This window comes from Paenibacillus sp. HW567 (assembly GCF_000374185.1).
GTDB lineage: Bacteria > Bacillota > Bacilli > Paenibacillales > Paenibacillaceae > Paenibacillus_AQ.
The window spans coordinates 1,569,999-1,596,648 of the sequence record NZ_KB910518.1; the positions used below are offsets into that span (position 1 = coordinate 1,569,999).

Genomic DNA, 26,650 nt, shown 5'->3' on the forward strand with positions numbered 1-26,650 from the left:
GCTATTTTGTATCCGAAGTTAGTTGCGCCATTTGAAATTATTCCATTTGAAATGATGACAAAAAAAGAAGCCAAGCATTACTTCGATTGGTTTATTTCACAGATACCAATTAGGATTAAGACATTAACTGCACATTATGTAGATACGATGGGTGGGGAGCAAAAGGAATTAAATTTATCACAGGAATCACTGATTAGACTCTGGACATGGTTCACCCAGCGGATAGAAATGGTGCCGAAAACGGAAGAAGAACTGGAAGAAGAGATAGGCAGGGTTCCACATTGGCTTAAAGAAGAAGTTTCTAGCAACACCTTGAAGTTCAGCGAGATAACCAGTTCATTAATTATTGATGTGGGTATCTATTTTGGATCAGTGTTTATAAATGAAATACAAACATTGGAGTGGGGGATAGTTCACAAGCCTAAAAAATATGTGTATGTAAATCAACCTATAGTAATAGGCTTTAAAAATGCCGGTCTAAATCCTGTGACAGTTGTTAACAATTGTTCGCTTATAGAATTGGAACAAGATCCAGACGGTAATCGCCTTTTTGATTTGTTTAATGTTTGGAGAGATTATTTATAAAGGTACTGTATCAACCACACGTAGTTTATAACTATGTGTGGTTTTCTTTTGTCGATAGTAATCTATACAGAACACGCTCTGTGCCAGACGTACCGAGAATCCGGAGAAATTCGACCTGAACTGGTCCGGCCCAGACAACTTGTTCGGTTACACCAGCCTGGGCTATGATTACTACAGCGGCTACTCCCATGCGCAGGCACGGGATTTTGACTCCAGTGTCGGGCGGTTTATCAGCGAGGATACGTACGAAGGAGATATTAATAATCCCTAGACGTTGAATTTGTATACGTATGTGCAGAATAATCCGTTAAGATATACAGATCCAAGTGGACATAAAATTTCTGGGAAATTAGGTATGGGATTTGCTTCCTCTGCCAGCACGGTTAAAGTTAAGATCAAGAAGGCTCGTGCTGGAGGAGTAGGTTCAAAAGTATATTGGGATGCTAAAGCATGGCTTGGTTCGCAAGCTAAATGATTTTTCCCGAACGCAAAAAAAGACAATAATAACTACTTTAAGTACCTGTTCAACATGGCTACAAAGACCAGTAATAATCCGAAAGATAACACGGATGGAAAAGCAGGCTGGGCTGAAAATGTAATGGCTGCGATGTTCGCTAAAGAAAGAAGCTGGCAGATCAATGACACTTTAAATGCTTGGTCATTTGCTTTACCTGAAGTACAATTGGTCAAGGTTGTTCCCAGGGCAGCAGTAATTGTAGAAGATACAGCCGCGAGCATAATAGTTGGAAGCAAGACAGAAAGATTTGCATTAGGTTTAACAGATTATTTAGACGAGTTTGCATCCGTTCACGGAGCAAAGACTTGGAAGAACTATCCGAATGTGGAAAGTTGGCAATCTACAGTATTGAATAATCTTAAGAATCCCAATGTGCAAATTGTTTTTAATTTAACTGATGTAAATGTTTGGGCTGGTGTTACAAGAGCAGCAAGAGGTGCTGGTGGTCCCACAGATTGGGAACTACTGCAAATTAAGAATAATTTACAATGGTGGGATAAAATTAAATGGTTTATTGATGGTATTGAGGTTCCAAATCCATTCCAATAAAAAGAAAGAAGATGATTACTATTTTAAGTAATTTAGAAAAAAGAAAATTTCAATTCTGGCACTATAAAGTGAGTCATGGAGAATTACTTATTAGAAGTCCGAAGAGTGATAAGTACCCTGAAAATATTGATATATTGTTTTTTGATGTTAAATATGTGGAATTACCTAGATTCTTACCTGATTTAAAAATTGAGGAAGCGAGCGATGAGGATGTTAAATATGTGGATGAAAAGCTACAAAAAGAAACTAAAACTAATGACATAGTTGTTTTGTTGTCTAATGGAAATCGTTATTTAGTTGTTTCTAGTATAATGAAAATAGTTGAAAATGATTTGGATTTATTTGAATTACCATTTGAAAATTTGAAGTACTAGCTTGCAGCAAAAAGCGAAAGTGAACCACAAGCGACTAACCCTCGTTTGTGGTCTTCTTTGCTTCACCGAAATCGCCGAAAACCCGGACAACTTGTTCGGCTACATCAGCCTGGGCTATGATTACTACAGCGGCTACTCCCATGCGCAGGCGCGGAATTTTGACTCCGTCGTTATGAATTTTTTGGAGTGTATGAGCCATATGGTGCCGGATATGCGGCTGAAATGTAATAAGATGGAAGTTGGGTATCGGTGTGTAAATACATTCCAATAAATGCGATAGTGGGGTGGGTTCCATGACAAATGAAGTTGAATTAAGGAAGGAAATATCGTCGATTGTTCATATAATTCTTATTTTGATTAGGAAAGACAGATTTATACCAAATGGAGAAACGTCAATGTTGATTGATTATTTGGATGATTTAAAAATATTCACTAAAGGAAGAGATGATATATGACTGTTTATGATTTGGTAAACCAAAGAATGATAAAATTCACATTGAACGGTAATGATCTACCATTACCAAGACAGAGGTGAGAATATGTTAAATGATGATTTTGACCCTTATTGTAAAATATTTTTGGATACCGATTTTGATAGAAATATCGTTCTAGCATCTATTAAAGAAAATATTGGTGGAGTGTTGGAACGATCAAACATCACAAATGATATCTGTAATCTTGATGTATTAAGAAATGAAGATTTTCATGAGCAAAGACGAAATGAATTATCAGACGGATTTTTGTTTTCAAGATATTTAATTGAAATTGAACCCAATGAAGATGTTGGTACAGAAACATATATAACTACAGTGTCACTTTTACTCGAAGGTTTATGGAGAGTGGGTTATAAGGCAATAGCATCGTGTGATTTTGAAGAAATGTTACCAAATAAGGGTGGTTACAACATCGATAATAGATAGAACTGAACCACATTTCTTACCTTGATTAGTTTTCCACTAGTCAAGGTTTCTTTTATTAGGTTGGGCTCTTCAGTGCCAAATGAATATATCTTTCAACACAAATAACCAATGTAATACCCATATTAAGATTTCTCCATTTTGTTGTATGTATATCAAATGCTTTAATTTTGTAACCTTAATAATGCTATTCCGTTGCATAAAACAGGTCGATTATGGTTACATGAGTTAAGCACTTCGACCAGTAAAATAAGGAGGACAAACGTGAGTAATTTTACAGTTATATTTACTGATGATACCGAATTAGCCGAATATGAAGCAGTAAATAAAGGTTATCGGAATGATGTTTTTGTGAAGATTCAAGATGATTATTACAACCTCAGAATATACGACATTATTAGACTGACACAGGATTTTGAAAGTGAAGTTAAGGAGTATGGGTACTATTCTACTGAAACTAATTTAGTGTTGGTGACTGAAGTAAACACTGAAAATATCAAGGAAGTCATTTATCGGCTTTATGATGATGGGTATTTTAAGCATCTTAAACCTGTCGATATTGGAATTCATGGTTTAGCTTAATGTAACTTGGGTCTGTCAATAATTTTGTGTAAACTCTTTTAAGCATAGATTCCCCCGAGGGGGAATTTGCGATCTAACGCAAGTGTTGACCGACCCGATCGGGGAAAAAGACCGACAGCTGGAGCAGCATTTGTCCCCAGTTTTGGACTCGTCCAGTCCATTTTCGAGTGACATCGACGGTGGCCAGATAGAGCATTTTTAGCAGAGCTTCATCGGTAGGAAAGATGCTCTTTCCTTTGGTTACTTTACGAAGCTGACGGTGGTAGCTCTCGATCATATTCGTGGTGTAGATGAGCTTACGGATCTCAGGCGGGTACTTAAAAAAGGTAGCGAGTTCGTCCCAATTTGTCCGCCAGGAACGGATAATAAGGGGATATTTCGCTCCCCAAACTTCCTCGAAACGGTCGAGTTCAAGCAAGGCCCCCTCCTCCGTAGCTGCTTTGTAAATGGGCTTTAAATCGGCAGTCACCTTCTTAATATCTTTGTATGACACGTACCGGGTTGAGCTGCGGATTTGGTGAATAATGCACTTCTGAATTTCGGTTTGAGGATAGCAGGCTGCAATGGCTTGGGAGAATCCCGACAGGTTATCCACGCAGATAATAAGGATATCCTGAACTCCGCGATTCTTGAGTTCATTCAGCACACTCAGCCAGAACTTAGAGGACTCGTTCTCACCGATCCACATGCCCAGCACATCCTTATTTCCATCCAGATCAATACCAATGACCATGTAGGCGGCCTTGTTGATAATCGCTCCGTCTTGCTTGACCTTGAAGTGGATTGCATCCAGATAGACGATGGCGTAATCGCCTTGCAGAGGCCGGTTCTGCCATTCTTTAATGAGAGGAACGATCTTATTCGTCACATTGGATATGAGCGTAGGCGACACCTCAATGCCATACATCTGCCCCAAGTGATCCTGAATTTCTCTGGTACTAATCCCTTTGGCGTACAGGGCGATGATTTGCTCTTCGATGCCCGTTACGTTCGACTGATGCTTCTTGACGACAAGGGGCTCAAACTCACCCAGACGGTCACGTGGGATAGCAATTTCCTGTTCGCCGTACTCACTCACTACCGTTTTACGGCTCTTTCCGTTGCGACTGTTTGGTGTGAGCTTCGCCTTCACTTCATGCTTTCCGTAGCCTAAGTGAGTATCCATTTCGGCTTCTAGCATCTCCTGAATCGTCTCAGCAAACAGGTCTTTTAAGGCATTCTGTGCATCTTGTGCGGTCACTAAGTTGTTCTGCTTAATGAATTCCCGAAGTTGCTCTTTTGACCAAAGTCCCATGTGTTCTCCCCAACCTCTCTCTTATTTCCATTTTAATGGGTTTGAGAGTTTACACAATATATTTTACAGACTCTGTAACTTCGACCTTGAGGGACCAACCTTCAAGGTCTTTCTTTTTCCCACCCAGTGCCGAATGAATCGGGTGGCACTTCCTGAAGGGACCTAACCTTTATCACGCTGCGCTACCTGACGTTTCTATTCGAGCAGCTACCGCAAACTGGAAGAGTGGACTGTCCCGCAAGACTTGGCTCCATTCTTGCCTTGGTCCGCTGATCTTCCTCTGCACTGCCGGGTTGCAACTTCTTAATTTTATTCAGGTTTCAGCCTACATCTTATTAAGGAGGTGTTGGCAGTTTGACGCTTACTTTTATAAAAAAAATGAGGCAAAGTATATTGCGGATATTGCTCTGGGAGCTGCTGCAGGAGTCAGTATGCGTAACCCCACTGTAGGCAAGCAGAGTAAGTTGAGTGGCAAGTCTCAAACAGGATGTAATTGCTTTGTATCTGGCACTAAGGTTCAAACAGACGAAGGGAAGAAGAATATCGAGGACATTGAAGTCGGGGATAAGGTTTTCTTTAAGGATGAAACGACTGGAGAGGTAGTACGCAAAGAGGTTACGGCTACGTTCAATCATGAGAAGGATGAGATTTACACGATTCATGTAGGTGGGCAGACGATTGAATCGATATTCAATCATCCGTTCTATGTGAGGAACAAAGCAACACTCTGAAAAATTAGGACACTGTTTAGAGAATGATGACTAATCAAGGCGGGTTTTCTGAATCCCCTTTCGGTTACTAATTTCAGTGGAGGGATAAGATGGCCAGGTTAATCGACACGTCAGGTACTATTATTTTGAATCTGTCTTTTCATAATAGAACGAAAATAATCACTAATTATGATGACAAAATCAATAATTGGATACCTATTGATTTCGAACTAGCAGTGTATAGTGAAAAATATAATATTTACCCTGAAGTAGACCCGAAACTTAATATGTTTGAAATTGACTTAATGTTTTCAAAATTAAGGTCATTAATTACTGAGATGCAATTAACTAATAAGTTTAGTAAGGTAGAGATTTCAACATTTGAATTTCTCTACGAATTGGAATTCTATGATCTTGAAGAAGATGGAAAAATTAAATGTACAGTATGGACATTTGAGGCTATTAGGACAAATGGAGTGATACAAAACTGCCAAAGAGGTTTTAGATTTAATATTGCATTAAACTCTTTGATTGAATTTACTGATAACCTTGAGCAAGAATTAAATCACCTATTAAAGTAGGAAATTGGAAGAAGACCTTTAGGCAGTAATCCTCAAGGTCTTCTTTTTACACCCACCTGGAGCCCAATAAATCGGGCGGCCAGAGATAAGCAAACACATATATGAAGAAGTTGCAAAACAAATGAAGGTTCCTGGCATTAACCCAAAATTTTACTCACAGTTATTACTTGATGACTTTTCGGGTGCGTTAAAGCAGGCAACAAAAAATGGCATCAAGTATGATAAGCTTATTCGTGCTGGCAATTGGGAATTCAAATTTAGTCCTCCTAGAGGAGAGGGGCAACTTCCGGTTGTAAAACACGCCCAGTTCAATGGATGGGGTAACTGATGAGAATAGGTACAAAGGGGTGACAGAGTTGTTGAAAATTAGTGTGGAAAAGTTGTGCTTGCAGGAAGAAATAACTATTGACCCATATATCCCAATTGATATTAAATGGGGGACTTGGAATGAAGCCGAGGAAGGTACACATTATTTTAGACTGGGAGACTTCAAAAAATCACTTTTAGAAATTGGAGTGGGTTCAAATACTGGATTGATTCGTTCAATAACCCTCGTTGATTCAAATAAGGTAGTTTTGGATTCTGTGGGCAAGGTTAATAACTTAACCAACAATGAACAAGGGATTCTAGTATTTGATTTGACACAGATGAAAGAAAAAGGGACATTGGATGTTGAATGTAAGTTAGAGGTGTATATGTTTAGTAATAATTTATTGCTTTCATTTAGGGATGGCGAAGTAGCTAAATGTATTCATTCTGGTAAAGTTATATTTGGTGTAAACGAATTAGACGAATTATGTTTTATTAAGGTTGGGGGGCTATCAAACGAAGAAACAATACAATTGAATGATTCATTAAGTTTCATGGTGTGAAAAATACTTTTTGAAGGGGCTACCCAGTGCCGAGTGAACTCCATCATTCAATTAGTTCCACATATTACCCCAGCAATACCTACACCAAGTTTTTCTGAAATCGGATGTACGAACATTTAAATCGAAAACTATACTATGCGGTAAACTGGCCAATGCATCCGGATCATTTACCCGGATAATACCGTGAGGTGGGGAATTGGTTAGTGTGGTAATTGAAGAATCTACACTCGAAATAAGCAATCGAAAATCAATTACTGGTGAGGTTTATTTCCAATTTGGAGATGCGTTTTTTCCTGATTGTAATTGGAATGATTTTATTGTGGTTATTCTGACTTGGTGGAATAAGTCCATAAAATTACTTGAAACTTCATCTGCTGGAACATCACAAGATTTTAATTTCTTGGATGGACCATTCTATGTGCATGGTGTAAAGAAAGATAACTTGCATATCACATTAAGTTTTATTCGGAGAAATAAGGCTAATTTGGAGGTGATTGCATCACTAGACACGGAAATTGACTCTTTGAAAAAATCAATTGTAAAGGCTTCAAGAAAAGTGCTTAAAGAGTTGAATGCTAAAAACTGGGTAACTGATGATGTTGAGGATTTAACAAAGCAAATACAATGATAGATTTGACCTTGGGGGTAAAAGTCCTCAAGGTCATTCTTTTACCCCTACCCAGTGCCGAATGAATGTCGGTTTGTACCCGGGGGACGGACTCTACAATAATTAAAACAGCAATATCTAATGGGGGATGATAAAGATTGAGCGCAAACTTAAATATTGTTTTATTTTCTATAGATTTTATAGACATTGATCAAATAATTGAAGCTTTGAATGTTTTAGGGTTATCAGTCATGATTCAAAAAGTTGAAACTATAAAGAATTGGGAATTCGAAAATTTAAGAGAACACGCCTTAAAACTAAGCGCTAAATCACTTAAGGATTTAGTTGATTCTGGTGATATTATTTTAATAAGTGGGTTGATAATCGCAACGTACTATTTTGGAATTATGATTGACAAACTTGAAAATGGTATTTTTGACACAAGGATATCTATAGACACAAAATTGATGGAAAATTTAGATAATGGGATTATTAATAGTTTTAATCAAAGTTTTTATGACTCCATTTCAAAAATCGTGCTTTCTGAAAAAATATCAAAGAATCTCTTACTTGCAACAATGGGAGTAGAATCAGTTATTGAGTATGACAATGTATTTAGAAACATCTTTGAAAATAGCCACAATATAGTGAGGTGGATCATTTCCAATGAGGATATGGTTAGTGTGCTTAAAGAAAACGATTATATAGAGAGTGATCGTCTTGTATGGGATAAGAAGTCCTAGAATTCATTTGGCCCATGGATAACACTCCAGGGTTTCCTTTTTCAACAAGGGCAACTTAACCAACATCATTTCTTTAATCTTAGCCTCCAAGGGTGTCAGTATCGTAAATAGTATCTCTTGTTGATGTAGTGAAAAGAAAAAAAGTTCAGGGACATAATAATTTTGACCCACATAAGTTAGCATGGCCAAATGGCTCTAATACTTACGATCCTTCAACTCGCCGTGTACTTGTGGGCTATATTAAAGATCGACAAATCAGAACGTTTTATAAAGACGACGGTAGAGTTGGCGATCCATTCCAAGCCGCGATTGATCTTGCAAAATCACTCAGTGGCGGCAAAAAGTGAGGTCGAAAACATGAATCGAGAAGAAGCAATAGCTGCTATTTTAAAATCAGCGATTGAAGATTTGTCTAAGGAAGAAAGGGAAGAAATCCTAATTGATTGGTGGGGGATAGACCAGGACGATCCCGAATTCGATAAGTTGCCTGAAATATTACAATCAGAGATGCTCCAATTTGATGAACCTCAGAGAGATGCAATGGATGAAGTTTATAATGCGTTGTTATTTGTAGCTTTAAGAAAAAAGTATCTTGGGGTCAGAAATGAGTATTTATCGAAGATTGTGTCAGTAATCCTACAGGTTAATCAGGAGGTTGAGGGTTTACAGGAAGAACTTTATAGTTGTCCGTGTTGTGAATTTAAGACACTTCCTACAAAAGGTGAATACTATATTTGCCCAGTATGTTATTGGGAAGATGACGGAAACAGAGATCCAAATTATTATAGTTCACCTAACCATATGACTCTAGCTCAGGCTTGTGATAACTTTATTAAGTTTGGTGCTGTGGATGAGTCTTCGTTACGATTACTTACGTCAGATAGATTTGAATTGTATTGTAAATAGCCGCTTAAAGAGATAGAGCGGATAGGAGAAGGGTATGGATATTTTATTCGTGGGGAATTAGACGGAAATCTTTTAAATCAGCTTGAACTCTGAATAGGAGTGAGTTTTTTTGTATGTTGAAAATGAGTTGAAGAGCTGAATAGAATTGCAATACGTGGACGCAATCTGAGCCTATTTTGAAATCGAAAGGAAAAGCGGGGGAAAGGTTATTATATGAATATTTGGTTTAGAATTTTATGGATTATTTCTGCTTTAATAGGTTTATTTGCTATTGTATGGTCAATATTGGGTACAACGGCAAATTTCCAGAGAGGACTAGACTTAGTGGGGGCAGTAAATTTAGTCTTTATTGGAGGTCCCGTTTTACTAATCGTTTTGGTATTTGTTGTATTGTTAATTAAAGGGTGGAATCCATCTAGTTTAGTGGCTAATGCACTTATTGTTTCTGGTATTGTTATACTTTTTTGTTTTTCGGGCTCAAAACAGAAATCAGTGCTTGACGAAATGAATATCGGATAAAATTGGAAAAACATCTGCTAATCCTGTATTGTTGTAAGTCCCCACCCACAACAAAAGGAATAGACAGATGCCAACTCAGTATATCAACGAACTGCTCGACATACCAGAGCTAAAGATTCACCAACTGTTATCCGTTCATGAGGATGAAGTTCACATAGAAGCCGTGCCGTTAGATGACAAGCAAATCTGCCCATGCTGCGCTTCGGATCAAGAAGTCATTCGGAAGGGAAGCAATGGTATGCGAACCGTCCGACATCTATCCGTTTTTGAAAAGAAAACCTATCTGCACGTGCCGACTATTCGCATGTTTTGTAATAGCTGCGAAGCCGGGTTCGTATGGATATATGATTTCGTTGGTCCCAAACAACGTTACAGCAGGCTTCTTCGCTCCCACACGGTCGAACAGGCTCTTGGATCCACGGCCGCGCATAGCGCCAGGATGCAGCAAGCGCCGGCAAGTACCGTACAACGTATGCATAACGAGGCGGTTCCTGACGTTAGCGATGCGCTCTACGAACAAGTGTGGGAAGAAGCCAAAGGAACGTCTGAATTGGTTCTGGGTGTCGATGACTTCGCGATCAAGAAAGGTCATACGTATAACACCGGCATTCACAACCTTAAAGGCGAGACGATGCTGGACCTGCTGCCGGGCCGAAAGCTGGAAGCCCTGCGGGCGTATGCCCAGGCACATCCGGAGTTCCTTCTGCTTCACCCGAAGGCAGTGGTTATGGATCTGGCTCAGGCCTACCACACTTGGATTGGCGAGTGTTTTCCGAAAGCGATTCGCATCGCAGATCGGTTTCATGTTCACGGTTATGTAATTGAAAGCGTGCAAGAAGTTCGGAAAACCGTTCAGCCTACACTGTCGCCGCGTGCCAAAGCATACCTGAAAGCGAACCATCGCCTCCTGAATCCGCCTGCCGAAGCGCTGAACGAGGAAAGCAAAAAGAAGTTGGACGCCATACTGAGCTACTCCCCGCTGCTGCGCAGCGTGTGGGAATGGAAAGAAGCGTTCACGACTTGGTATGATTGCTCGCCTAGCTATGTCGTTGCCATGCTGGGATTTGAGCGTTGGTGTAAGCAAGGCGATCAGATCGACCACGCCGCCGTCCAAAGTGCGCTAAAGACCATGCGTAATTGGCAAGAGGAGATCGTAAATTACCATCTATGCCGATGGACAAACGCAACCGTAGAGGGCCGCCACAATCGAATTAAAGCCTTTCAACGCCGCCATTATTTTACAAGGAATCGCAGTCGCTATAAGGCGGGTATTCTGATCGAATGTAACCGCCATCGGATGTTGTGCTAATAATCAAGCACTGATTCTGAGGTTGAACCTTTTTTCGATTAGTTTATTTCAGAACACCAATACTGAGGGGTGGCTAACAGAAAAAATTACAAGTGACGATATAAAAATGACCACCGATCAGAAATATGAATATAGATTAGACCTAATTAATATGTTTCAAAAAAATAGCCATGCAAGGTTATATGTTAGGGATGCTGTATCAGATGAAATAAAGAATATTGATGTCGAAATTAGCACAAGGACCATTGTAGTTTATACAGAGAAAAGCTATGGAACTCATTGGGGATACCTTGAGCCGACTAATGAACCAGACCGTTATATTCTAAATACAACTGAAGATCTAGGTATACCAGAAGAAAAATTTGAGGTGGATATTGAGAAAGGAGTCTCAAAAAGATTGGAGTGAAATGTTGTGGAATCTGAATTGCCAAATTTCATTTGTTCAACAACCCGTTCGAATCATCAAACACACGATTAGCTTCTAGGTGAATATAACGAAGCAAAGCCACTAAGTCAGTTAATCGCTTTTCATTTGAACAATAATAACGCTCAGGACGGAGCCGCTTAATATTTATTGCTTCGTAGATTAGCCTGTGCCAGTGTTGCGGAACAGTTGTAATTCCGTAATATCCAGCCTCGACTTTACTCTTTATATTATGCTCTTTTATTGTGTATAGTTGCCGTAACATACCAAGTGTACACCATTCAACTGATTCATCTAGCTGCTTAGTAAAACGCTCTTGGTCTGATAATAACAATTGCTTCTCTAATCGCTCTATCCAAGTAACCCAGTAGTTATTTAGGTTATCAATTACATACCCGAGTAAAGATTTAATTTCTACCTCATAATTTAAGGATTGTTCCGATCCAAAGACCTTAATTCCATGATTTTTTAAAGTCCACCACGTAATTGGATTAATATCAGCACCGTACCCATTTGAATGCACATGTTTATTGTAGTAGGTTATTAAAGGACTAATTTCACTTTGCGGTTTTCCTAAATCATTATCAAGCAAATAAGCTCCCATAATGTCAGCCTGTGGAAACACATTTTCGACCTCTCGGTGAGCTGCGGAAATTGCCTGGATATCGGAAATGTTAAGCGGCTCTCGAAGAATTGCAATAAAATCTATATCGCTAGAACCTTCAATATAGTCTCCTAATGCAACCGAACCATATATGTAAACTGCTGCTATATTAAAATTTTTCACACTTAAAGAATCACACAACTTTTTCATAGTTCGTTCAACTACTTGAGGTAACATGAATAGCTCCCTTCAAATTCTGCTCTCAGGCGGTTATTGAGAAATTTCAAGCGTTGGGAGTTGCTTTGAAAAGAATGTAAGCTGTAAGACCTTGAGGAGAATGTCCTTCAAGGTCTTTTTTATGGCCTACACAGTGCTGAGTTGATCAGGTGGCTATGACTAACAGTAGTTACCCTCATTCATCAGTACGTTATTGGGATGATAGCGCTTTCCTTTTGGGAAATGCTTTCTGACTTTTGCTTAACTTAATGGTCATCCCGGTAAGCCTTTGGCGACTGCTTGTACACCTTGGAAAACTGCCGCGTGAAGTAGTTACTGTCATTAAACCCGCATTGGTAGGAAATATCTGTTATCGGTAGTCTGGTCTGTTTCAAGAGAGTACAAGCCCGGTCCAAGCGAAGTCGTATGAGGTAAGACATGGGTGTTGTCCGATAATAAGCTTGGAAAATCCGGTTTAAGTACCGGACAGAAATGTTCGAATGATTAGCGATATTTTCCAAAGTAATGGATTCAAGGTAATGATCCTCAATATAAGAGATCGTATTCGCCAAATGCATCAGATTGTTAGGTATGCTGGTTACTTGACTGCCATAATGCCTGGATAAATAGACAACAAGCCCCATAAATTGTGAAAGGATCATGGACTGGTATCCTTTAAGCTTATTCGTAAATTCTTCGATCATAATTGAGATTACGGAAAAAATATGCTCCAGATTGGGGATACAAAGCCTGGGCGTAGCTGCATCCGAATGATAGTTGCGATAGAATGGCTCAATTTCGAAAAGGGCCTGATATCCGCTGGAGATTCTCAGGTCCTGACCGATGGCCCGTAATATTTCGGGTTTATACATAATATTGCAAATTTTGAACTCATGAGGGTCTCTATAAGCATGAACAGATTCCCCGCTTATGACAAATACATTTCCTTTTTTAATAAAATGTGTGTCGTCATTGACGATGTGGGTTGCATGCCCGTTCAACACAATTACAAGCTCAGAGAATCCGGAGTGCTGATGCAAAAATGTATTATCATCATGCCCGCCATATTGAATAAAAAAGGGGAATTGCTCGTCCTTTGTAAACCAGTCCAGGTATACGCTGTTCATTACTATCCCTCCCATTTCTTGTGAAAATATGTCTTAATCATGCTCTAAGTCGGGCTACAAAATCAAGGATTAAAATGTGTAATTAGATGTCTAGATTGTGCTTATTTTGATACGGAATAATCAAGGTTATCACCATTTTGATTCACTATAATACTATTTGTATCGAAGATATGAGCTGAAGTCGAGGATAAATGAAAGCGCTCTTAAGTCTTCTTCAAATTCATATCTTGAACAGCAAATTATGCAATTAGGGGGAGTTAGATGAGTGCCATATCGCCAAAAGCAGCGAAAACTCCATTGGGCGGGAGAGAAGGGGGCTATATAAAAGGAAAATATAAACTGTTCCTGATTGCATTTCCCTTTTTAGTAATTGTGTTTCTGTTTTCCTACCTGCCTCTGTATGGCTGGATTTACTCACTATATGATTATTTTCCGGCGATTCCATTGTCCAAAAGTGAATTTGTCGGTCTGCGCTGGTTCACCATGATGGTCTCCAATGAGGTACAGCGCGCCGAGATGGTCCGCGTTCTGCGCAACACGTTTGCTATAAGCTCGCTTGGGATTCTGACCTCTGTGCTTCCAGTTATCTTTGCTATTCTGCTGCAGGAGATTAAGAGTACGAGGTTCAAGCGAATGGTCCAGACGTTTACAACACTCCCCAATTTTATTAGCTGGGTCTTGGTATATTCGTTTGCGTTCATGATCTTCTCTGTTGATAACGGTTTTGTTAATAATCTTCTGCTGGATCTGGGCTGGATTGATACACCGATGAATATTCTTGCATCCGACAAGCATACATGGCTGGCCATGACGCTGTGGGGAATCTGGAAGGGATTGGGCTGGGGAGCAATTATGTACATCGCAGCCATTACCGGGATAGACACTGAATTATTTGAAGCAGCCAGAGTTGACGGAGCAAACCGCTTCAAGCAGATTCTGCACATCACCGTTCCGGGAATCATCCCCACCTACTTCGTACTGCTGATCTTATCCATCGCGAATTTCATTAATAACGGCCTAGATCAATATTTCGTTTTTGCCAACGCAATGAACATGAATAATATCGAAGTGCTGGATCTTTATGTGTATAACATTGGGATGGCGAATTCCAATTTCGGTTTTGCCACTGCTGTAAGCATTATGAAATCGGTTGTCAGTTTGTTCCTGCTGTTTCTGGCTAACGGATTATCCAAGGTTGTCCGCGGCGAGAGCATTATCTGACACTGAGAAAGGAGACGAATGAAGTGGCTAGAAAAAAGAAGTTCAGTATATTTGATCTGCTCAACTATACAGTGTTGGCCTTGTTCACCTTGGCTTGCGTCTTTCCGTTCTATTACTTGCTCATCAATACAATAAGCAATAACGACCTTAGCAGCAAAGGACTTGTAATGTTCTACCCCAAAGGCCTCCAATTCTCTAACTACAAGCACGTGTTCCAGATTCCCGGTCTTACCCTAGCCGCCGGTGTTACTATGGCACGTACTGTGATAGGAACTGCCTTAACAGTTGCTGCATCGGGATTGCTAGGCTATCTTTTTACAAAAAATGAGATGTGGGGGCGGCGGTTCTGGTACCGATTCTTGGTAATCACCATGTATTTTAACGCAGGGTTAATTCCCTGGTACCTAACCATGCGGAATCTGGGATTGACGAATAATTTTTTGGCTTATATTGTGCCCGGCATTGTGTCGCCTTTCTTTATCATCCTGGTCAAAACTTTTGTGGAATCAACGCCGATTGCTCTGCAGGAGTCTGCACAGATTGATGGTGCGGGATATATGACTATTTTTTGGAAAATCGTGATGCCGCTGATCACACCTATTCTGGCTACGATTACAATTTTTAGCGCGGTGGGGCAATGGAATCAGTTCTATGACACCTTGTTTCTGATGACGGATTCAAAGCTGTTTACCCTGCAGTTTATTCTGTGGCGGTATATGAACGAAGCCTTGTCGATTGCTGAAATTATGAAACAATCCGCTGGCGCAGGCATGCGAGGCAACGTATCTATCCTGCCGACTCCCACCTCGATCCGTACGACAGTCTCAATTATTGTCGTCGTTCCTATCCTGCTCGTCTATCCTTTCTTTCAGCGTTACTTTGTGAAAGGTATTATGATAGGTGCGATCAAGGGCTAGTGCGATCATCTTTAGACGGTGTAAGGAGGTGAGAGACCTTATTCCAGGCAATTGCAGCACGATGGTTTTATGATTTAATCCATATTCAGGGAGGTCATTGCAAGTATGTTGAGACAAAAAAAGCGGTCATTTATCATGTTACTCCTGTGTCTCGTTATGGTCTTTGCCACTGCGTGTAACAATAGTAGTAATAATGCATCTGAAGCTGGAAGCAGTCAATCGCCTTCTCAATCGAATTCGGGCGGGCAAGACAGCAGTACAGACACATCCTCAAAGAGCGATGTTATTACGGACTGGTCCAAGGAGCCGGAAGTGACCCTGTCAGTATTCTCCCTTCTGGCCAACTATTCCGGCGAGCAGCCGGGCTGGTTCGCCAAGCTGGTTAAAGACAAATTCAACATCAAATTGAATATCATTCAAGGAAGCACTGACCGGGTCGCTACACAGATGGCGTCAGGCGATTTAGGCGACCTCATTGTCGGGATGGGCGGCAAAAACTTCACCGACTCTATAAAAGCGGGCATGCTCTTGGATTGGAAAAAGGATAACCTGCTTGATAAATACGGCAAGAACATGCAGAAATATGCTCCAAAGGCGCTGGAAGCAAACAGCAAGCAATACGGTAACGATACCTCCATCTACGGGATTGGCAACAATGTAGGCAATGGTGAGGGGCCAAGTGAAGGCGCTACCATGACATTCGGCCCGTATCTTCGCTGGGATTTGTACCAGAAGCTCGGCAGTCCCGAGATCAAGACCCTGGATGATTATCTTCCTGTCTTGAAGCAGATGCAGGAGCTGCAGCCGAAGAGTGAAGCGGGGAAGAAGACGTACGGATTCTCACTCTGGTCAGACTGGGATGGAGATTTCTCCACGCTGGTTAAGGTCACAGCACAGTTTTACGGATATGCAGAAACAGACGGGTTTAACTCTGGTAACTTGATTCTTGTCAAAGCAGACGAAGCTAAATATCAACCGATTCTGGATGACAATAGCCATTACATGAAAGGACTCAAATTCTATTTCGATGCGAATCAGATGGGCCTGCTCGATCCGGATTCCCTGACCCAGAAATTCGGTGATGTGTCGAACAAAATTAAGGACGGCCAGGTGCTGTTCGCCCAATTCCCTTGGCTGGTCAATACGTATAATACGCCGAATCATACCTCAGAAGGAAAAGGCTTCGCATTGGTTCCATTCGCGGAGCAGAAGATTTACTCCAGCGGCTTCAACCCTTACGGGAGCAGTTGGATGTGGTCGATTGGGGCCAAGACAAAGTATCCGGAACGGGTAATGGCATTCCTCGATTGGATGTATTCACCGGAAGGTATTGAAGAAGGCTACAATGGTCCCAAAGGCATGGCTTGGGATTTGGATGCAAACGGCAAACCAACCTTAACCGAGCTGGGACAGCAGGCCATGTACAATCCTGATACCCCTCTTCCGGATGAATATGGCGGAGGGATCTGGAGTGAAGGAGCGGGTAACTTCGGTAAGCTTAACAATGGAACCCTGATTACTTCTAGCATTAACCCTGAAACCGGAGAGCCGTATGATTTCAATCTATGGAACTCGACATTGACACGAAATCCTGATCCGGTTACGAAAAGCTGGCGTGAGGCAATGGGTGTGCTGACTGATAAGGAATGGTTTGTCAAAAACAATCAAGTGGCAGTCTCCAAGCCATTCTTCAATGGCCAGGCGCCTGTAGAAGAACCTTCGGATATCAAATTAAAGCATAGCCAGGTGGGCAAGGTAATCAAAGAATTCTCTTGGAAGATGATGTTCGCCAAGGATCAGACCGAATATGACAGCCTGAAGCAGCAGATGATTACGAAAGCTAAAGGTATGGGCTATGACGATGTAATCAATTGGGAGCTTGACCAGACGACAAAAACCGTATTCACGCTCTACAAATAATAATTAGAAGCCATTGTTCATCTCCTGCCGCTTGGACCTTCTTCAGGAAGTCCAATCCAGCGGTGGGATTTGAGCATGGCTTTTTTTTGTTGATTATTGGGATGATTTAACAGTGAATTCCTGTTATGATCATCAGGAATTCACTGGACAGATATATTCATCATTGGCAGCCCGATTGCAGGAGAAATCTTAAGGTAATGTTAAGGTTAACCCTGATTAACTGAAAGGTATGACAACTAAGATGAACTTACAGCTCGAAGGTGATGAGCAAGAAGAGAGGTGAAACCATGAACAAAACGATTCTGATTGTAGATGACGAGAAGGAAATTCGTGAGCTTCTGCGGTTATACATAGAAAAGGATGGCTATTGCGTGATACAGGCTGAAAATGGCTTGGAGGCGCTTAAACAGGCTGGGTCCGCACGGATTGATTTGGCTGTCATCGACATTATGATGCCGGAGCTAGACGGCTATCAGCTTATCAAAGGGTTGAGAGAACGCAGCAATCTTCCCATTATTGTTGTGAGCGCCAAAACAGAAAATCATGAGAAAATATTGGGGCTTGACCTTGGGGCGGACGATTACGTGACAAAGCCTTTTGACCCTTTGGAGGTCACTGCCCGAATCAAAGCTCAATTACGCCGCTATGACGGAGGCGCGGCAAATTCCGAAGCGGCTTTACTGACGGCAGGTGAGCTGTGTATGGATGTTTCCGCTTGCATCCTTAGCTTCGGCAGCGGGATAATCCCTCTTACCGCCACGGAATTTAACATGATGAAGCTGTTTATGCAAAGCCCCGGACGTGTATACACCAAACAGCAGATTTATGAAGCTGCGTGGCAGGAGACAGCCATCGTAGACGACAATACGGTGATGGTCGCCATCAGCAAGCTGCGCGGCAAACTTCCCGGGGACGGCGCAATATCTATCGGAACCGTCCGGGGATTGGGGTATCGTCTGGAGATGCGTACATGAAGAAAAGACGCAGTTTCAAAAGAATCATCATGCACAGGTACATAGGCTATACCACTGGAATTGCACTGACGCTTCTGGTATTGGAGTTCTTATTCAGTCTGTTTACATGGAATAACGGGATGAACTTCTCGGAACTGGCGTCATCCCCGCTGGCCCAGGGGACAGAAACCCTTCAAATCACGCTTTCAGTTTTCTGGATTCTTATCACAGTTGCGGTATATTTTATGGGGATTGTCCTTTTTGGGCGCGGAATTAACAGGAAAATCATGGAGCCTGTACAGAAAATGGAAGAGGGCTTCAGGGAGGTTACTGCCGGTCATTTGGACACTACGCTGGACTTTGAAACAGAAACAGAATTTGGGGAAATGCGGGATGCTTTCAACTTTATGGCGCGAAAGCTGAAAGACTCCGAAGAAAAGCGAATGATAATGGAAAATGAGAGAATGCGGCTTTTTTCACACATTGCCCATGACTTGAAAACCCCCATGACAACGATTTCCGGATACGCGGGGGCCTTGGCTAGCGGTATGGTGGAGGAGCCGGATAAGCAGCGGGAATACCATCTGGCGATAAAAGCAAAATCCGGGCAGGTGAACCAATTGGTTGACCAGTTGCTTTCTTATTCCAAGCTGGGTACGCCGCAATACCGGATGAATTTTGCGAAGGTTGACCTTGTAGAGCTGCTTCGTGTAGCTTGCGCCACTTTGTTTGGTGAAATCGAAAGCAAGCAGATGAAATTGGAGCTGCGGTTGCCGGACAATCCAGTATTTTGCATGGCGGATTCGTTGGAGACCAACCGTGCTATCGGCAATCTGCTGACAAACGCAATCCGCCATAACCCGGCGGGCAGTCTATTGTACGTGGGGCTGACGGATGAACCCGGCCGTATTGAGATACACATTGCCGATAGCGGAGCGGCTATCCCGGAGGCCATCACCGGAAATTTGTTCGAGCCTTTTGTTTCCGGCAGTGATTCAAGAAGTACCAGCAGTGGAACAGGACTTGGACTTGCCATTGTGAACAAGGTAATGGAACAGCATTCCGGCGAGGTTTTCGTATTGGACGCCCCCTCTCCTTATACCAAGATGTTTGTCCTGAGTTTCCCACAAGTTTCAGGACACCGAAAGACGGAGGGAGAATATGTATCAAAAAATTATCAAAAATGATATACGCAAAAATAAGCTGATTACCGCGACGATTACGGCGTTTATCCTCGTTGCCGCCATGCTGACCGCTTTGGCGACATCGCTGACAGTAAACCTGTTCGGCGCTATCGACAATATGCTTCTTTCGGCAAAGTCGCCCCATTACATGCAGATGCACACAGGCGACGTAGATCTGGAACAGTTGCGGAGCTTCGCGGACGCTAGTGACAGCGTAGAGGATTATCAGGTGCTGGAGTTCCTCAACATTGAGGGCGCGGACATTGTCATCGGGGACGATTCCCTTGCCGGAAGCATACAGGACAACGGCCTTTCAGTGCAGGGCGGGAAATTCGACTTCCTGCTTAACTTAAACGGCGAAGTCATCCATCCCGCTGACGGCGAAATCTATGTCCCCATCTATTACATGCGGGAAGGAAACGCAGCACTTGGCGATACGGTGACAATCCACGGCATTTCCTTTACCGTCGCGGGATTTTTACGGGATTCTATCATGAACGCGGCGATGGTAAGCTCCAAGCGGTTCCTTGTGAGCCAAGCGGATTTTGAAAAAGTCCGTGAGTTCGGACAGTTAGAAAACCTTATTGAGTTCCGGTTGGCAGAGGACGTTTCCTTCCCGGCTTTCGAGGCGGCCTATCAGGGCGCGGGGCTTCCGGCAAACGGTCCGCCCGCTATCACTTACACTCAAGTGAAGATGATAAACGGCATTACGGACGGCATCATGATTGCCGTGCTGGTGTTGATAGGCGTCCTTGTCATCATCGTGGCGTTTTTGTGCATCCGCTTTACACTACTGGCAAAAATCGAAGAGGATTATAAGGAAATAGGTGTACTGAAGGCCGTTGGGATGCGGGTATCACAGATTAAAAAGCTCTACCTTGCGAAATACGGCGCTATCGCAGGTACGGCCTGCGCGCTGGGCTTCCTGGCCTCCCTGCCACTCCAGACGGCTTTCATGCAAAACATCCGCCTGTACATGGGCGAAAGCGGCAGCCCGTTACCCGGCTTGCTCTGCGGGCTTTTGGGGGCGGCGGTAATCTGCGGGGTTGTCATGCTGTATGTGAACGGCGTGTTGCAGCGCTTCCGTAAAATATCTGCGGCGCAGGCGGTGCGGTTCGGCGCGCCGCAGGAAAAATCGAAATCGGCCAGAATCCTCCGGCTGAGTAATAACAGGCTCTTTTCCCGGAATATCTTTCTTGGAATCAAGGATGTTCTTTCCCGAAAAAAACTGTATGTCACCATGCTGGTGGTGCTGGTCATTTCCTCATTCATTATGATTGTACCGCAAAATATCAGCAGCACCATTTCTGCGGAAAGCTTCATCACCTACATGGGCATGGGAATTTCCGACGTTAATATCGGGGTGATGCGGACACAGGTAGAGGACGTTCTGGGGAAGGCGGGAGAAGTTGCTGAAGTGCTGGCGGCGGATAAGAATGTTGAAAAGTATGCTTTATTCACCGGCAAGATGTTAGACCGGAAGGCGGACGACGGAACCATGGAGAAGCTGCGGGTGACATTTGGTGACTATTCCGCCTTTCCTATCACCTACTCCAAAGGCCGTGCGCCTCAGTCGGAATCGGAACTCGCTCTCTCCGTCCTCAATGCCAAAGACCTTGAAAAAACCGTTGGGGATGAAATCATTGTAATCGTTGACAGCGCGGAAAAGCACCTGAAGGTCTGTGGGATATACTCCGATGTGACCAACGGCGGCCGAACGGCGCAAGCCATGTTTGACGCAAATAACGGAGATGTTTTGAGTGTCGGCATAGCGGTCACGTTCCATGACCGCCAGAGTGTAAAAGCGGCAATATTACAGTACAGGGAACAGTTCCCCTTCGCCAAGGTTACCGGCATCAACGAAAGCATCGGGCAGATGCTCGGCTCTATGCGGGACACCATCCAAATGGCTTCCGCCGTCGCTATCGGGGCAACCGTCCTGCTCACAATACTGGTCACAGTGCTATTTATGAAAATGCTGGTGACGAAAGACCGTTATCCCATTGCCATACTGAAATCAATGGGCTTCACCGGTGCGGACATTCGCGGGCAGTATCTTACGCGCTCGATTACCGTGCTGGCGCTGGGCATAATCATCGGCACAATTCTGGCAAACACGCTGGGAGAGCTTGTCGGCGTGGCCATCGTTTCCTCCTTCGGTGCAACAACCTTCCATTTTTCGGTAAACTCATGGTTTGCCTACCTCGTTTCACCTCTGCTGATTGCGGGTTGCGTCGTGGCCGCCACTACGCTGGGCATTTCCGGCATCCAGGCCTTAACAATTTCCAAACATATTAAGGAGGTTTAACAATATGAATAATATTATTATAGGTGACAATATCGTGAAAACCTTTGGCAAGGGTGAGGAGCAGGTCAAGGTGCTGAACGGAGTAAACGTGGAAATTGCAAAGGGTGAGTTCGTTGCCGTGATGGGGCCGTCCGGTTCGGGAAAATCCACACTGCTGTTCGCACTCAGTGGCATGGACGGGATTACATCCGGGTCGGTGAAATTTGGCGATACCGAACTATCTAAGCTTCGCGAAAACGCGCTTGCTGATGTTCGCCGGACAAAAATGGGCTTTGTCTTTCAGCAGCCTACTATGCTGAAAAACTTGAATCTTTTGGATAATATCATCCTCCCCGCCGCGCATGAAGGGAGAAAGGATACAGCAAAACTCACACAAAAGGCAAAAGCTCTGATGAAGAAAACAGGGATTGCCGGACTTGAAAGCAGGGATACTACGGAGGTTTCAGGCGGCCAGCTTCAGCGGGCCGGTATCTGCCGCGCCCTGATCAATGCGCCGGAGATTCTCTTTGCCGACGAGCCGACCGGTGCGCTCAACTCGAAATCGGCGGAGGAAATCATGGGGCTGCTGGTGGACATCAACAAAGAAGGCACAGCCATATTGCTAGTGACCCATGACACGAAAGTCGCAGCCAGGGCTGACAGGGTTCTGTTTACGAAGGACGGGAAGATCGTTTCCGATCTGCCGCTACAAAAGCTCAGCGGCTGGGACATGGAGGCGAGAGGGGAAAAGGTACTCGCTGAGATGGCGGCTATGGGTATTTAAATGCTATTAATACAACCCCGACCTTGAGGCAAAAACACCTCAAGGTCTTTCTTGTATCCCTCTGAAACAGTCCAATTTGTATCCCACTCTCTACTACTTCATCAACTCTGATTTCATCCGTCTGCCTTTCTTATACAGAAAGGTATACAAGAGCAAAACTCCGCCCAGCAGCGTATATGTAAGCTTGCCCATAATAACGGAGCCGGGAACAGAGAAGCCGGGGTCAAGCGTGCTGAGCGATAGCGGATAGGCAGTGAAGAACTCTGCGCCGAGCAGGTCAACCGCTGCCGGGAGCGGCAGCAGATAGAGCAGAAGGAACAGAGGAATCAGCACAAACAGCAGCAATGCCGGGCGGATGGAGCCCAGCAGCAGGCCGAGTCCCAGCAGAAATACGGGCACCGGCAGCAGAACCATCAAGGTTGGGGCCAGCAGTGCAGTTACAGGTACAGATGCTCCAAATAGAACAAGCAAGAAAACGATGCCCAGCAAGACGGTGCAAAAAGCGAGCACAAGCCATGCGGTAGCTGCTGCAGCGCACTTAATCGCGAGATGCCGTGCGGGTGGAATCGGCGTTGCGGCTGTCAGTGTCTCGACACGGCGGGCCTTGCCGGAGAAAAAGCTCCACAACAAGAAGAACAGCGCGACGGACAACAGGGGCAGCATTTGGGCCAGATAACTGCCAAAGCTCCAGGGAGAGAAGGGGGCGGTATGCCCCACGCCTTGGACCGTCCCGGTGCTGAGAATCTGCCAGCCCAAACAGAGAGAGATTGCGGCAAAGCCCCAATAAAATTTGCTGCATACAATCATGCGAAGTTCATAACAAAAGATCTTATTCAAGCTTCAGTTCCTCCTTCGTTAAGCCGCAGGCATCCAAGAATTGCTGATAGGTCAAATACGGAGCGTTAGGGTCGATGTCCCGGTTGAAGAGACCGCTCAATATGTCATCCATGTTCTTCTCCCCGCCGACAAGCTGCTCTGCTTTCAAAACAATTAGCGGCATTTCGGAGTATTGCCTCATCTGAGACAAGCTGTTGGCCAGTTCCGTCCGATAGGATTTCGGCAGTTTCTCCATATACTCCGGATTGCGGATGTAGAAATTCTGGTAGTAGCCGTCCACCTCGGCCTGCCAGTGGTCCACATAGTTTTGTTTGGCGTACGCTTCCCCGTACAGCTCCTTCATTAGGCGATAGGTAGTGTAGACTGTGAGCCCTTCCGAGGTCCAGATTCCTTCCGGGTCTTCCTGGGAGAACATATTGCCGAGGCCCCACCACTGATGGATAATTTCGTGCGCCAGCACCTCATTGCCGCCAGCGCCTTTGCGGGAATCCTTAAGCCCCTGCTCGCTAAAGCTGTCCTCTCCCATAACACTGGCCCCGTTGCCGGCATAACCTCCACCCGACGATCCGATTTCAACAATTCTCATCCTGCCGTCCTTGTAAAATTGCAGCGGCCCGTAATGTGTAGTGCAGTACTCAAATACTTGTCTGATAACGTCATCCACACGAAATTGCTTCATAATGGCCGCATGCTTGGCGCTGTACCAAAAATCCACGTCAATGTCTGCGGCTTTGATGCTGTGCGAAGCGTAGTCACCCGCATACAGGATAGCGCTTCTTCTGCTCGTGTTAACTCTCCATTGCACAGTGCCGTCCAAATGTTCACCGGTTTGCACTGCGGTTTCCGTACTGAAGAACACCGGCGTCATGCCGGAGGGCAGTGACAGGTCGATGATAGAGTCAGGATTGCCATCCGGTTGCCAGTCAAAGTTCAAAGGAATGGGAGCGAAGCTCTGATTGGCCAAATAAACATAATCTTTGCTGATTTGTTCAGTTCCACCTTGAGTAAGATCCAGAATATTCCATTCCTGCGGAAATCCCCCGTATTCAAGGGAAAGCTCGATGTTCTCTTCGGCGGGAATATCCACCTCCATCGTTTTTGCGTTCAACTCGTCATCAGCCAAATCCCGGAAGGAAGCGGCCTTGCCGTTGGCGGTAGCGGATGTGAAGGTGTAACCCGGATTGACCGAAAAAGAAACGGTCTGGGTCTTGCGGCTGGCGTTCAGCAGTTTGAATACGGCTCCGCCACGCTGGCGTCCGGCGGCAAGATCGGGGTTCACTGTTACATGAATAGACGAGATGGTGACTTGTTCATTGAATGGGATGTTGTCATTCGCAGCCATATTGATCTCCTTCTTGCTATGGTCCACAAAGGGCTGTGCGGTGTAGGTCAGGCATCCGCCAACCGCCAGTACTCCCGCCAGCAGTGGCACATAGAGCTTGCGGAGGTTCAAGGCCAATGAACTGAGCAGACCTTTGTTATATCGCCGCACACCGAGAAAGGAGGCAATCCAGGCGGCGCCGAGAAGCAGCAGCCAGAACAGGCGGTTCCACCACACCGACCTCAGCAGCCGGGAGGTTCCAAACACATCGGACAAATAGCTTATTGACGGATTAATCCAGCGGAGCAGCCACTGCTCATCCCAGACTAGTAAGCTCAGCAGTACAAATGCGGCAAACAGAGCCAGCGTCAGATCCAGCCGCCGGGTGATGTGATAAGCCGCTGCCGTGAACAAAACGGCAAAGATCATGGCAGGTAGCATAACGGCCAGATATACCGTTACATAAAGGTCTAAACGGAACACAGCACCGGCCTGCGCGTGTGTAAAAGGAAACCAGGCCAGCAGAGTCAAACTTTGAGCAGCAGCGGCAGCCAGTATTAATGCCAAGGTTCGGACTGCCGCCGCACTGAAGGGCGACACGATAGCATCTGTCAGCACGTCCGTGCGCGTTCGATGCACCCGGTTCAGTTCAAGGGCCGTCAGCAGGGCAAACAAAACTGCTCCTGCCAGTGCACCCGCCATTGCGGGATTACCCAGATAGGTTCCGTTGACAGAGGTGAGGTAACTACTGCCCGAGTAGGAGGGTAACGGGCGATAGACCCACACCCCCAAAGCTGGTGCCACTACGGTGACTGCCATAAGCAGCCAGGTAAGCCGGTCCTGAAGGAGCCGCCGGGTTTCCACTCGCAGCAGGGAATAAAAAGTCATTGCAGGGCGCCTCCTTGTTCAACTAGAAACAGATAGGCATCCTCCAGCGTTGGCTCTACCGGCTGGGCATAGCCGGGCAGTCGGTCTGCCACGCCCCGGCAGGACACGCCCCGCGCGGTGTTGACCCGGGATGTAATAAGAATCGTAAGGCCATCGTCATTGGCTTCGTCTTCCATAAAGACGCCCACATGCCCTTGTGCCAGCCGGATAAGCTCCTCCGGGCGTCCGGTGAACAGGACTTTTCCGTCATTTATGACGATAAGCAGATTGCACACGGATTGCACATCTTCAATAATGTGGGTGGAGAGCAGCACGATCTTGTTCTGGGCCATCCGGGAGAAGAAATTCCGGAAGCGGATGCGTTCCTCAGGGTCCAGTCCTACAGTCGGCTCATCAAAAATAAGAAATTCCGGCTCCCCAAGCATCGCCTGAGCAATGCCTACGCGTTGCCGTTGTCCGCCGGAGAGCGTGCGGATACGGGCTTTGCGCTTATCCTCCAGACCGGTGTCGGCAATCGCCCTGTTGATCGCCCCCTTGCTGTCCGGGATGCCTTTGAGTGCAGCCATGTAGTCCAGAAATTGCCACACGGTAAGCTCGTCGAACAGGCCAAAGGTCTGCGGCAAATATCCCAATTTGGACTTTAGAGTCTTCTCACAGGCTGACAGGGGTTTGCCGTCAATCCTAATGGAGCCTTCTGTAGGCAGGAGACCCGCCACCAGCAGCTTCATCAGCGTGGATTTGCCGGCGCCGTTTGGTCCCAGCAGACCAATCAGATTAGGGGTTTCGAGCTGAAGGCTTACATCCCGCAAGGCTTGTTTGCCCGCAGGATAAGTCATGCTCAGGTGGTCAACAGTTATTTGCATGTTGCTAGTGCTCCTTTCTGAGTAGAGCTTCTTAGAGTG

Annotated in this window: 27 protein-coding genes; 21 read left to right on the plus strand and 6 right to left on the minus strand. The window is 44.6% G+C overall.

Going from position 1 to position 26,650, the window contains the following annotated elements:
• Positions 1 to 6: 6 nt before the first annotated feature.
• The 5 genes from B212_RS0106900 (at position 7) to B212_RS0106935 (ending at position 3,524) form a co-directional block, all read left to right on the plus strand.
• On the plus strand, positions 7 to 585 hold the full coding sequence (locus tag B212_RS0106900) for a hypothetical protein (RefSeq protein WP_019909787.1): 579 nt from the start codon (positions 7 to 9) through the stop codon (positions 583 to 585).
• A 529-nt stretch (positions 586 to 1,114) separates the two neighbouring features.
• Positions 1,115 to 1,651, plus strand: coding sequence for a hypothetical protein (locus B212_RS0106910; protein ID WP_019909789.1), 537 nt, complete (start codon positions 1,115 to 1,117; stop codon positions 1,649 to 1,651).
• A gap of 11 nt (positions 1,652 to 1,662) precedes the next feature.
• The gene (locus B212_RS0106915; RefSeq protein ID WP_019909790.1) at positions 1,663 to 2,025 is read left to right on the plus strand and encodes a hypothetical protein; all 363 of its coding nucleotides are present in this window, start codon (positions 1,663 to 1,665) and stop codon (positions 2,023 to 2,025) included.
• Positions 2,026 to 2,564: 539 nt separating this feature from the next.
• Positions 2,565 to 2,945 (plus strand): hypothetical protein, encoded by a 381-nt coding sequence (locus tag B212_RS0106930; RefSeq protein WP_019909796.1) that lies wholly within the window; start codon positions 2,565 to 2,567, stop codon positions 2,943 to 2,945.
• 261 nt (positions 2,946 to 3,206) lie between these two features.
• A complete protein-coding gene (locus B212_RS0106935; protein WP_019909797.1) occupies positions 3,207 to 3,524 on the plus strand; it encodes a hypothetical protein in 318 nt (105 codons plus the stop codon).
• 73 nt (positions 3,525 to 3,597) lie between these two features.
• Here B212_RS0106935 and B212_RS0106940 read toward each other — a convergent pair whose 3' ends face one another.
• Positions 3,598 to 4,818: an IS256 family transposase gene (locus B212_RS0106940; RefSeq protein ID WP_019909798.1), complete on the minus strand. Its 1,221-nt coding sequence runs from the start codon at positions 4,816 to 4,818 to the stop codon at positions 3,598 to 3,600.
• A 431-nt stretch (positions 4,819 to 5,249) separates the two neighbouring features.
• Between B212_RS0106940 and B212_RS0106945 the strand changes: the two genes are divergently transcribed.
• The 9 genes from B212_RS0106945 (at position 5,250) to B212_RS30940 (ending at position 11,471) form a co-directional block, all read left to right on the plus strand.
• Positions 5,250 to 5,549 (plus strand): polymorphic toxin-type HINT domain-containing protein, encoded by a 300-nt coding sequence (locus B212_RS0106945; RefSeq protein WP_019909799.1) that lies wholly within the window; start codon positions 5,250 to 5,252, stop codon positions 5,547 to 5,549.
• An 89-nt stretch (positions 5,550 to 5,638) separates the two neighbouring features.
• The gene (locus tag B212_RS0106950) at positions 5,639 to 6,109 is read left to right on the plus strand and encodes a WapI family immunity protein (RefSeq protein ID WP_019909800.1); all 471 of its coding nucleotides are present in this window, start codon (positions 5,639 to 5,641) and stop codon (positions 6,107 to 6,109) included.
• 356 nt (positions 6,110 to 6,465) lie between these two features.
• The gene (locus B212_RS0106960) at positions 6,466 to 6,981 is read left to right on the plus strand and encodes a hypothetical protein (protein WP_198015837.1); all 516 of its coding nucleotides are present in this window, start codon (positions 6,466 to 6,468) and stop codon (positions 6,979 to 6,981) included.
• Between the two features lie 205 nt (positions 6,982 to 7,186).
• Positions 7,187 to 7,609, plus strand: coding sequence for a hypothetical protein (locus B212_RS0106965; RefSeq protein WP_156830085.1), 423 nt, complete (start codon positions 7,187 to 7,189; stop codon positions 7,607 to 7,609).
• A 137-nt stretch (positions 7,610 to 7,746) separates the two neighbouring features.
• Positions 7,747 to 8,331, plus strand: coding sequence for a hypothetical protein (locus B212_RS0106970; protein WP_019909805.1), 585 nt, complete (start codon positions 7,747 to 7,749; stop codon positions 8,329 to 8,331).
• A gap of 357 nt (positions 8,332 to 8,688) precedes the next feature.
• Positions 8,689 to 9,237, plus strand: coding sequence for a CPCC family cysteine-rich protein (locus B212_RS30935; RefSeq protein WP_036669020.1), 549 nt, complete (start codon positions 8,689 to 8,691; stop codon positions 9,235 to 9,237).
• Between the two features lie 213 nt (positions 9,238 to 9,450).
• Positions 9,451 to 9,756: a hypothetical protein gene (locus B212_RS0106985; protein WP_019909809.1), complete on the plus strand. Its 306-nt coding sequence runs from the start codon at positions 9,451 to 9,453 to the stop codon at positions 9,754 to 9,756.
• Between the two features lie 67 nt (positions 9,757 to 9,823).
• On the plus strand, positions 9,824 to 11,065 hold the full coding sequence (locus B212_RS0106990) for an ISL3 family transposase (protein WP_019909810.1): 1,242 nt from the start codon (positions 9,824 to 9,826) through the stop codon (positions 11,063 to 11,065).
• 106 nt (positions 11,066 to 11,171) lie between these two features.
• The gene (locus B212_RS30940; protein WP_019909811.1) at positions 11,172 to 11,471 is read left to right on the plus strand and encodes a hypothetical protein; all 300 of its coding nucleotides are present in this window, start codon (positions 11,172 to 11,174) and stop codon (positions 11,469 to 11,471) included.
• Between the two features lie 28 nt (positions 11,472 to 11,499).
• Here B212_RS30940 and B212_RS0107000 read toward each other — a convergent pair whose 3' ends face one another.
• Positions 11,500 to 12,330, minus strand: coding sequence for a nucleotidyltransferase domain-containing protein (locus B212_RS0107000; RefSeq protein WP_019909813.1), 831 nt, complete (start codon positions 12,328 to 12,330; stop codon positions 11,500 to 11,502).
• Between the two features lie 245 nt (positions 12,331 to 12,575).
• Positions 12,576 to 13,436, minus strand: coding sequence for an AraC family transcriptional regulator (locus B212_RS0107005; protein WP_019909815.1), 861 nt, complete (start codon positions 13,434 to 13,436; stop codon positions 12,576 to 12,578).
• Between the two features lie 261 nt (positions 13,437 to 13,697).
• Here B212_RS0107005 and B212_RS0107010 point away from each other — a divergent pair, with 261 nt between their 5' ends.
• The 7 genes from B212_RS0107010 (at position 13,698) to B212_RS0107040 (ending at position 22,702) form a co-directional block, all read left to right on the plus strand.
• Positions 13,698 to 14,657, plus strand: a complete 960-nt coding sequence (locus tag B212_RS0107010; RefSeq protein WP_019909816.1) for an ABC transporter permease — start codon at positions 13,698 to 13,700, stop codon at positions 14,655 to 14,657.
• Between the two features lie 23 nt (positions 14,658 to 14,680).
• Positions 14,681 to 15,574: a carbohydrate ABC transporter permease gene (locus B212_RS0107015; RefSeq protein WP_019909817.1), complete on the plus strand. Its 894-nt coding sequence runs from the start codon at positions 14,681 to 14,683 to the stop codon at positions 15,572 to 15,574.
• A gap of 105 nt (positions 15,575 to 15,679) precedes the next feature.
• On the plus strand, positions 15,680 to 17,494 hold the full coding sequence (locus B212_RS0107020) for an extracellular solute-binding protein (protein ID WP_028530666.1): 1,815 nt from the start codon (positions 15,680 to 15,682) through the stop codon (positions 17,492 to 17,494).
• A 287-nt stretch (positions 17,495 to 17,781) separates the two neighbouring features.
• Positions 17,782 to 18,468 (plus strand): response regulator transcription factor, encoded by a 687-nt coding sequence (locus tag B212_RS0107025; RefSeq protein ID WP_019909819.1) that lies wholly within the window; start codon positions 17,782 to 17,784, stop codon positions 18,466 to 18,468.
• Positions 18,469 to 18,692: 224 nt separating this feature from the next.
• On the plus strand, positions 18,693 to 19,634 hold the full coding sequence (locus tag B212_RS33040; RefSeq protein ID WP_269637005.1) for a HAMP domain-containing sensor histidine kinase: 942 nt from the start codon (positions 18,693 to 18,695) through the stop codon (positions 19,632 to 19,634).
• The gene (locus B212_RS0107035; protein WP_019909821.1) at positions 19,609 to 21,939 is read left to right on the plus strand and encodes an ABC transporter permease; all 2,331 of its coding nucleotides are present in this window, start codon (positions 19,609 to 19,611) and stop codon (positions 21,937 to 21,939) included. The genes B212_RS33040 and B212_RS0107035 overlap by 26 nt, the downstream gene beginning before the upstream one ends.
• Before the next feature lie 4 nt (positions 21,940 to 21,943).
• Complete coding sequence (locus B212_RS0107040; protein ID WP_019909822.1) at positions 21,944 to 22,702, plus strand: ABC transporter ATP-binding protein; 759 nt, start codon at positions 21,944 to 21,946, stop codon at positions 22,700 to 22,702.
• Between the two features lie 93 nt (positions 22,703 to 22,795).
• On the opposite strand, the gene B212_RS0107045 is transcribed toward B212_RS0107040, so the two are convergent.
• The 3 genes from B212_RS0107045 to B212_RS0107055 are packed head-to-tail and all read right to left on the minus strand — an operon-like array spanning position 22,796 to position 26,611.
• On the minus strand, positions 22,796 to 23,539 hold the full coding sequence (locus tag B212_RS0107045) for a hypothetical protein (RefSeq protein WP_019909823.1): 744 nt from the start codon (positions 23,537 to 23,539) through the stop codon (positions 22,796 to 22,798).
• On the minus strand, positions 23,532 to 25,748 hold the full coding sequence (locus tag B212_RS0107050) for a M1 family aminopeptidase (RefSeq protein WP_019909825.1): 2,217 nt from the start codon (positions 25,746 to 25,748) through the stop codon (positions 23,532 to 23,534). Before B212_RS0107050 ends, B212_RS0107045 begins: the two co-directional genes overlap by 8 nt.
• A complete protein-coding gene (locus B212_RS0107055) occupies positions 25,745 to 26,611 on the minus strand; it encodes an ATP-binding cassette domain-containing protein (RefSeq protein ID WP_019909826.1) in 867 nt (288 codons plus the stop codon). The genes B212_RS0107050 and B212_RS0107055 overlap by 4 nt, the downstream gene beginning before the upstream one ends.
• Between the last annotated feature and the right edge of the window lie 39 nt (positions 26,612 to 26,650).

Excerpts from the sequence above, each read along its gene's own strand:
- B212_RS0107010 (WP_019909816.1), top strand. The coding sequence starts at position 13,698 with ATGAGTGCCATATCGCCAAAAGCAGCGAAAACTCCATTGGGCGGGAGA.
- B212_RS0107035 (WP_019909821.1), top strand. The coding sequence starts at position 19,609 with ATGTATCAAAAAATTATCAAAAATGATATACGCAAAAATAAGCTGATT.
- B212_RS30940 (WP_019909811.1), top strand. The coding sequence starts at position 11,172 with ATGACCACCGATCAGAAATATGAATATAGATTAGACCTAATTAATATG.
- B212_RS0106985 (WP_019909809.1), top strand. The coding sequence starts at position 9,451 with ATGAATATTTGGTTTAGAATTTTATGGATTATTTCTGCTTTAATAGGT.
- B212_RS0107055 (WP_019909826.1), bottom strand. The coding sequence starts at position 26,611 with ATGCAAATAACTGTTGACCACCTGAGCATGACTTATCCTGCGGGCAAA.
- B212_RS0106915 (WP_019909790.1), top strand. The coding sequence starts at position 1,663 with ATGATTACTATTTTAAGTAATTTAGAAAAAAGAAAATTTCAATTCTGG.
- B212_RS0106945 (WP_019909799.1), top strand. The coding sequence starts at position 5,250 with ATGCGTAACCCCACTGTAGGCAAGCAGAGTAAGTTGAGTGGCAAGTCT.
- B212_RS0107005 (WP_019909815.1), bottom strand. The coding sequence starts at position 13,436 with ATGAACAGCGTATACCTGGACTGGTTTACAAAGGACGAGCAATTCCCC.
- B212_RS0106940 (WP_019909798.1), bottom strand. The coding sequence starts at position 4,818 with ATGGGACTTTGGTCAAAAGAGCAACTTCGGGAATTCATTAAGCAGAAC.
- B212_RS0106950 (WP_019909800.1), top strand. The coding sequence starts at position 5,639 with ATGGCCAGGTTAATCGACACGTCAGGTACTATTATTTTGAATCTGTCT.
- B212_RS0107025 (WP_019909819.1), top strand. The coding sequence starts at position 17,782 with ATGAACAAAACGATTCTGATTGTAGATGACGAGAAGGAAATTCGTGAG.
- B212_RS0106930 (WP_019909796.1), top strand. The coding sequence starts at position 2,565 with ATGTTAAATGATGATTTTGACCCTTATTGTAAAATATTTTTGGATACC.
- B212_RS0106910 (WP_019909789.1), top strand. The coding sequence starts at position 1,115 with ATGGCTACAAAGACCAGTAATAATCCGAAAGATAACACGGATGGAAAA.
- B212_RS0107040 (WP_019909822.1), top strand. The coding sequence starts at position 21,944 with ATGAATAATATTATTATAGGTGACAATATCGTGAAAACCTTTGGCAAG.
- B212_RS33040 (WP_269637005.1), top strand. The coding sequence starts at position 18,693 with ATGGGGATTGTCCTTTTTGGGCGCGGAATTAACAGGAAAATCATGGAG.
- B212_RS30935 (WP_036669020.1), top strand. The coding sequence starts at position 8,689 with ATGAATCGAGAAGAAGCAATAGCTGCTATTTTAAAATCAGCGATTGAA.
- B212_RS0107020 (WP_028530666.1), top strand. The coding sequence starts at position 15,680 with ATGTTGAGACAAAAAAAGCGGTCATTTATCATGTTACTCCTGTGTCTC.
- B212_RS0106990 (WP_019909810.1), top strand. The coding sequence starts at position 9,824 with ATGCCAACTCAGTATATCAACGAACTGCTCGACATACCAGAGCTAAAG.
- B212_RS0107000 (WP_019909813.1), bottom strand. The coding sequence starts at position 12,330 with ATGTTACCTCAAGTAGTTGAACGAACTATGAAAAAGTTGTGTGATTCT.
- B212_RS0107050 (WP_019909825.1), bottom strand. The coding sequence starts at position 25,748 with ATGACTTTTTATTCCCTGCTGCGAGTGGAAACCCGGCGGCTCCTTCAG.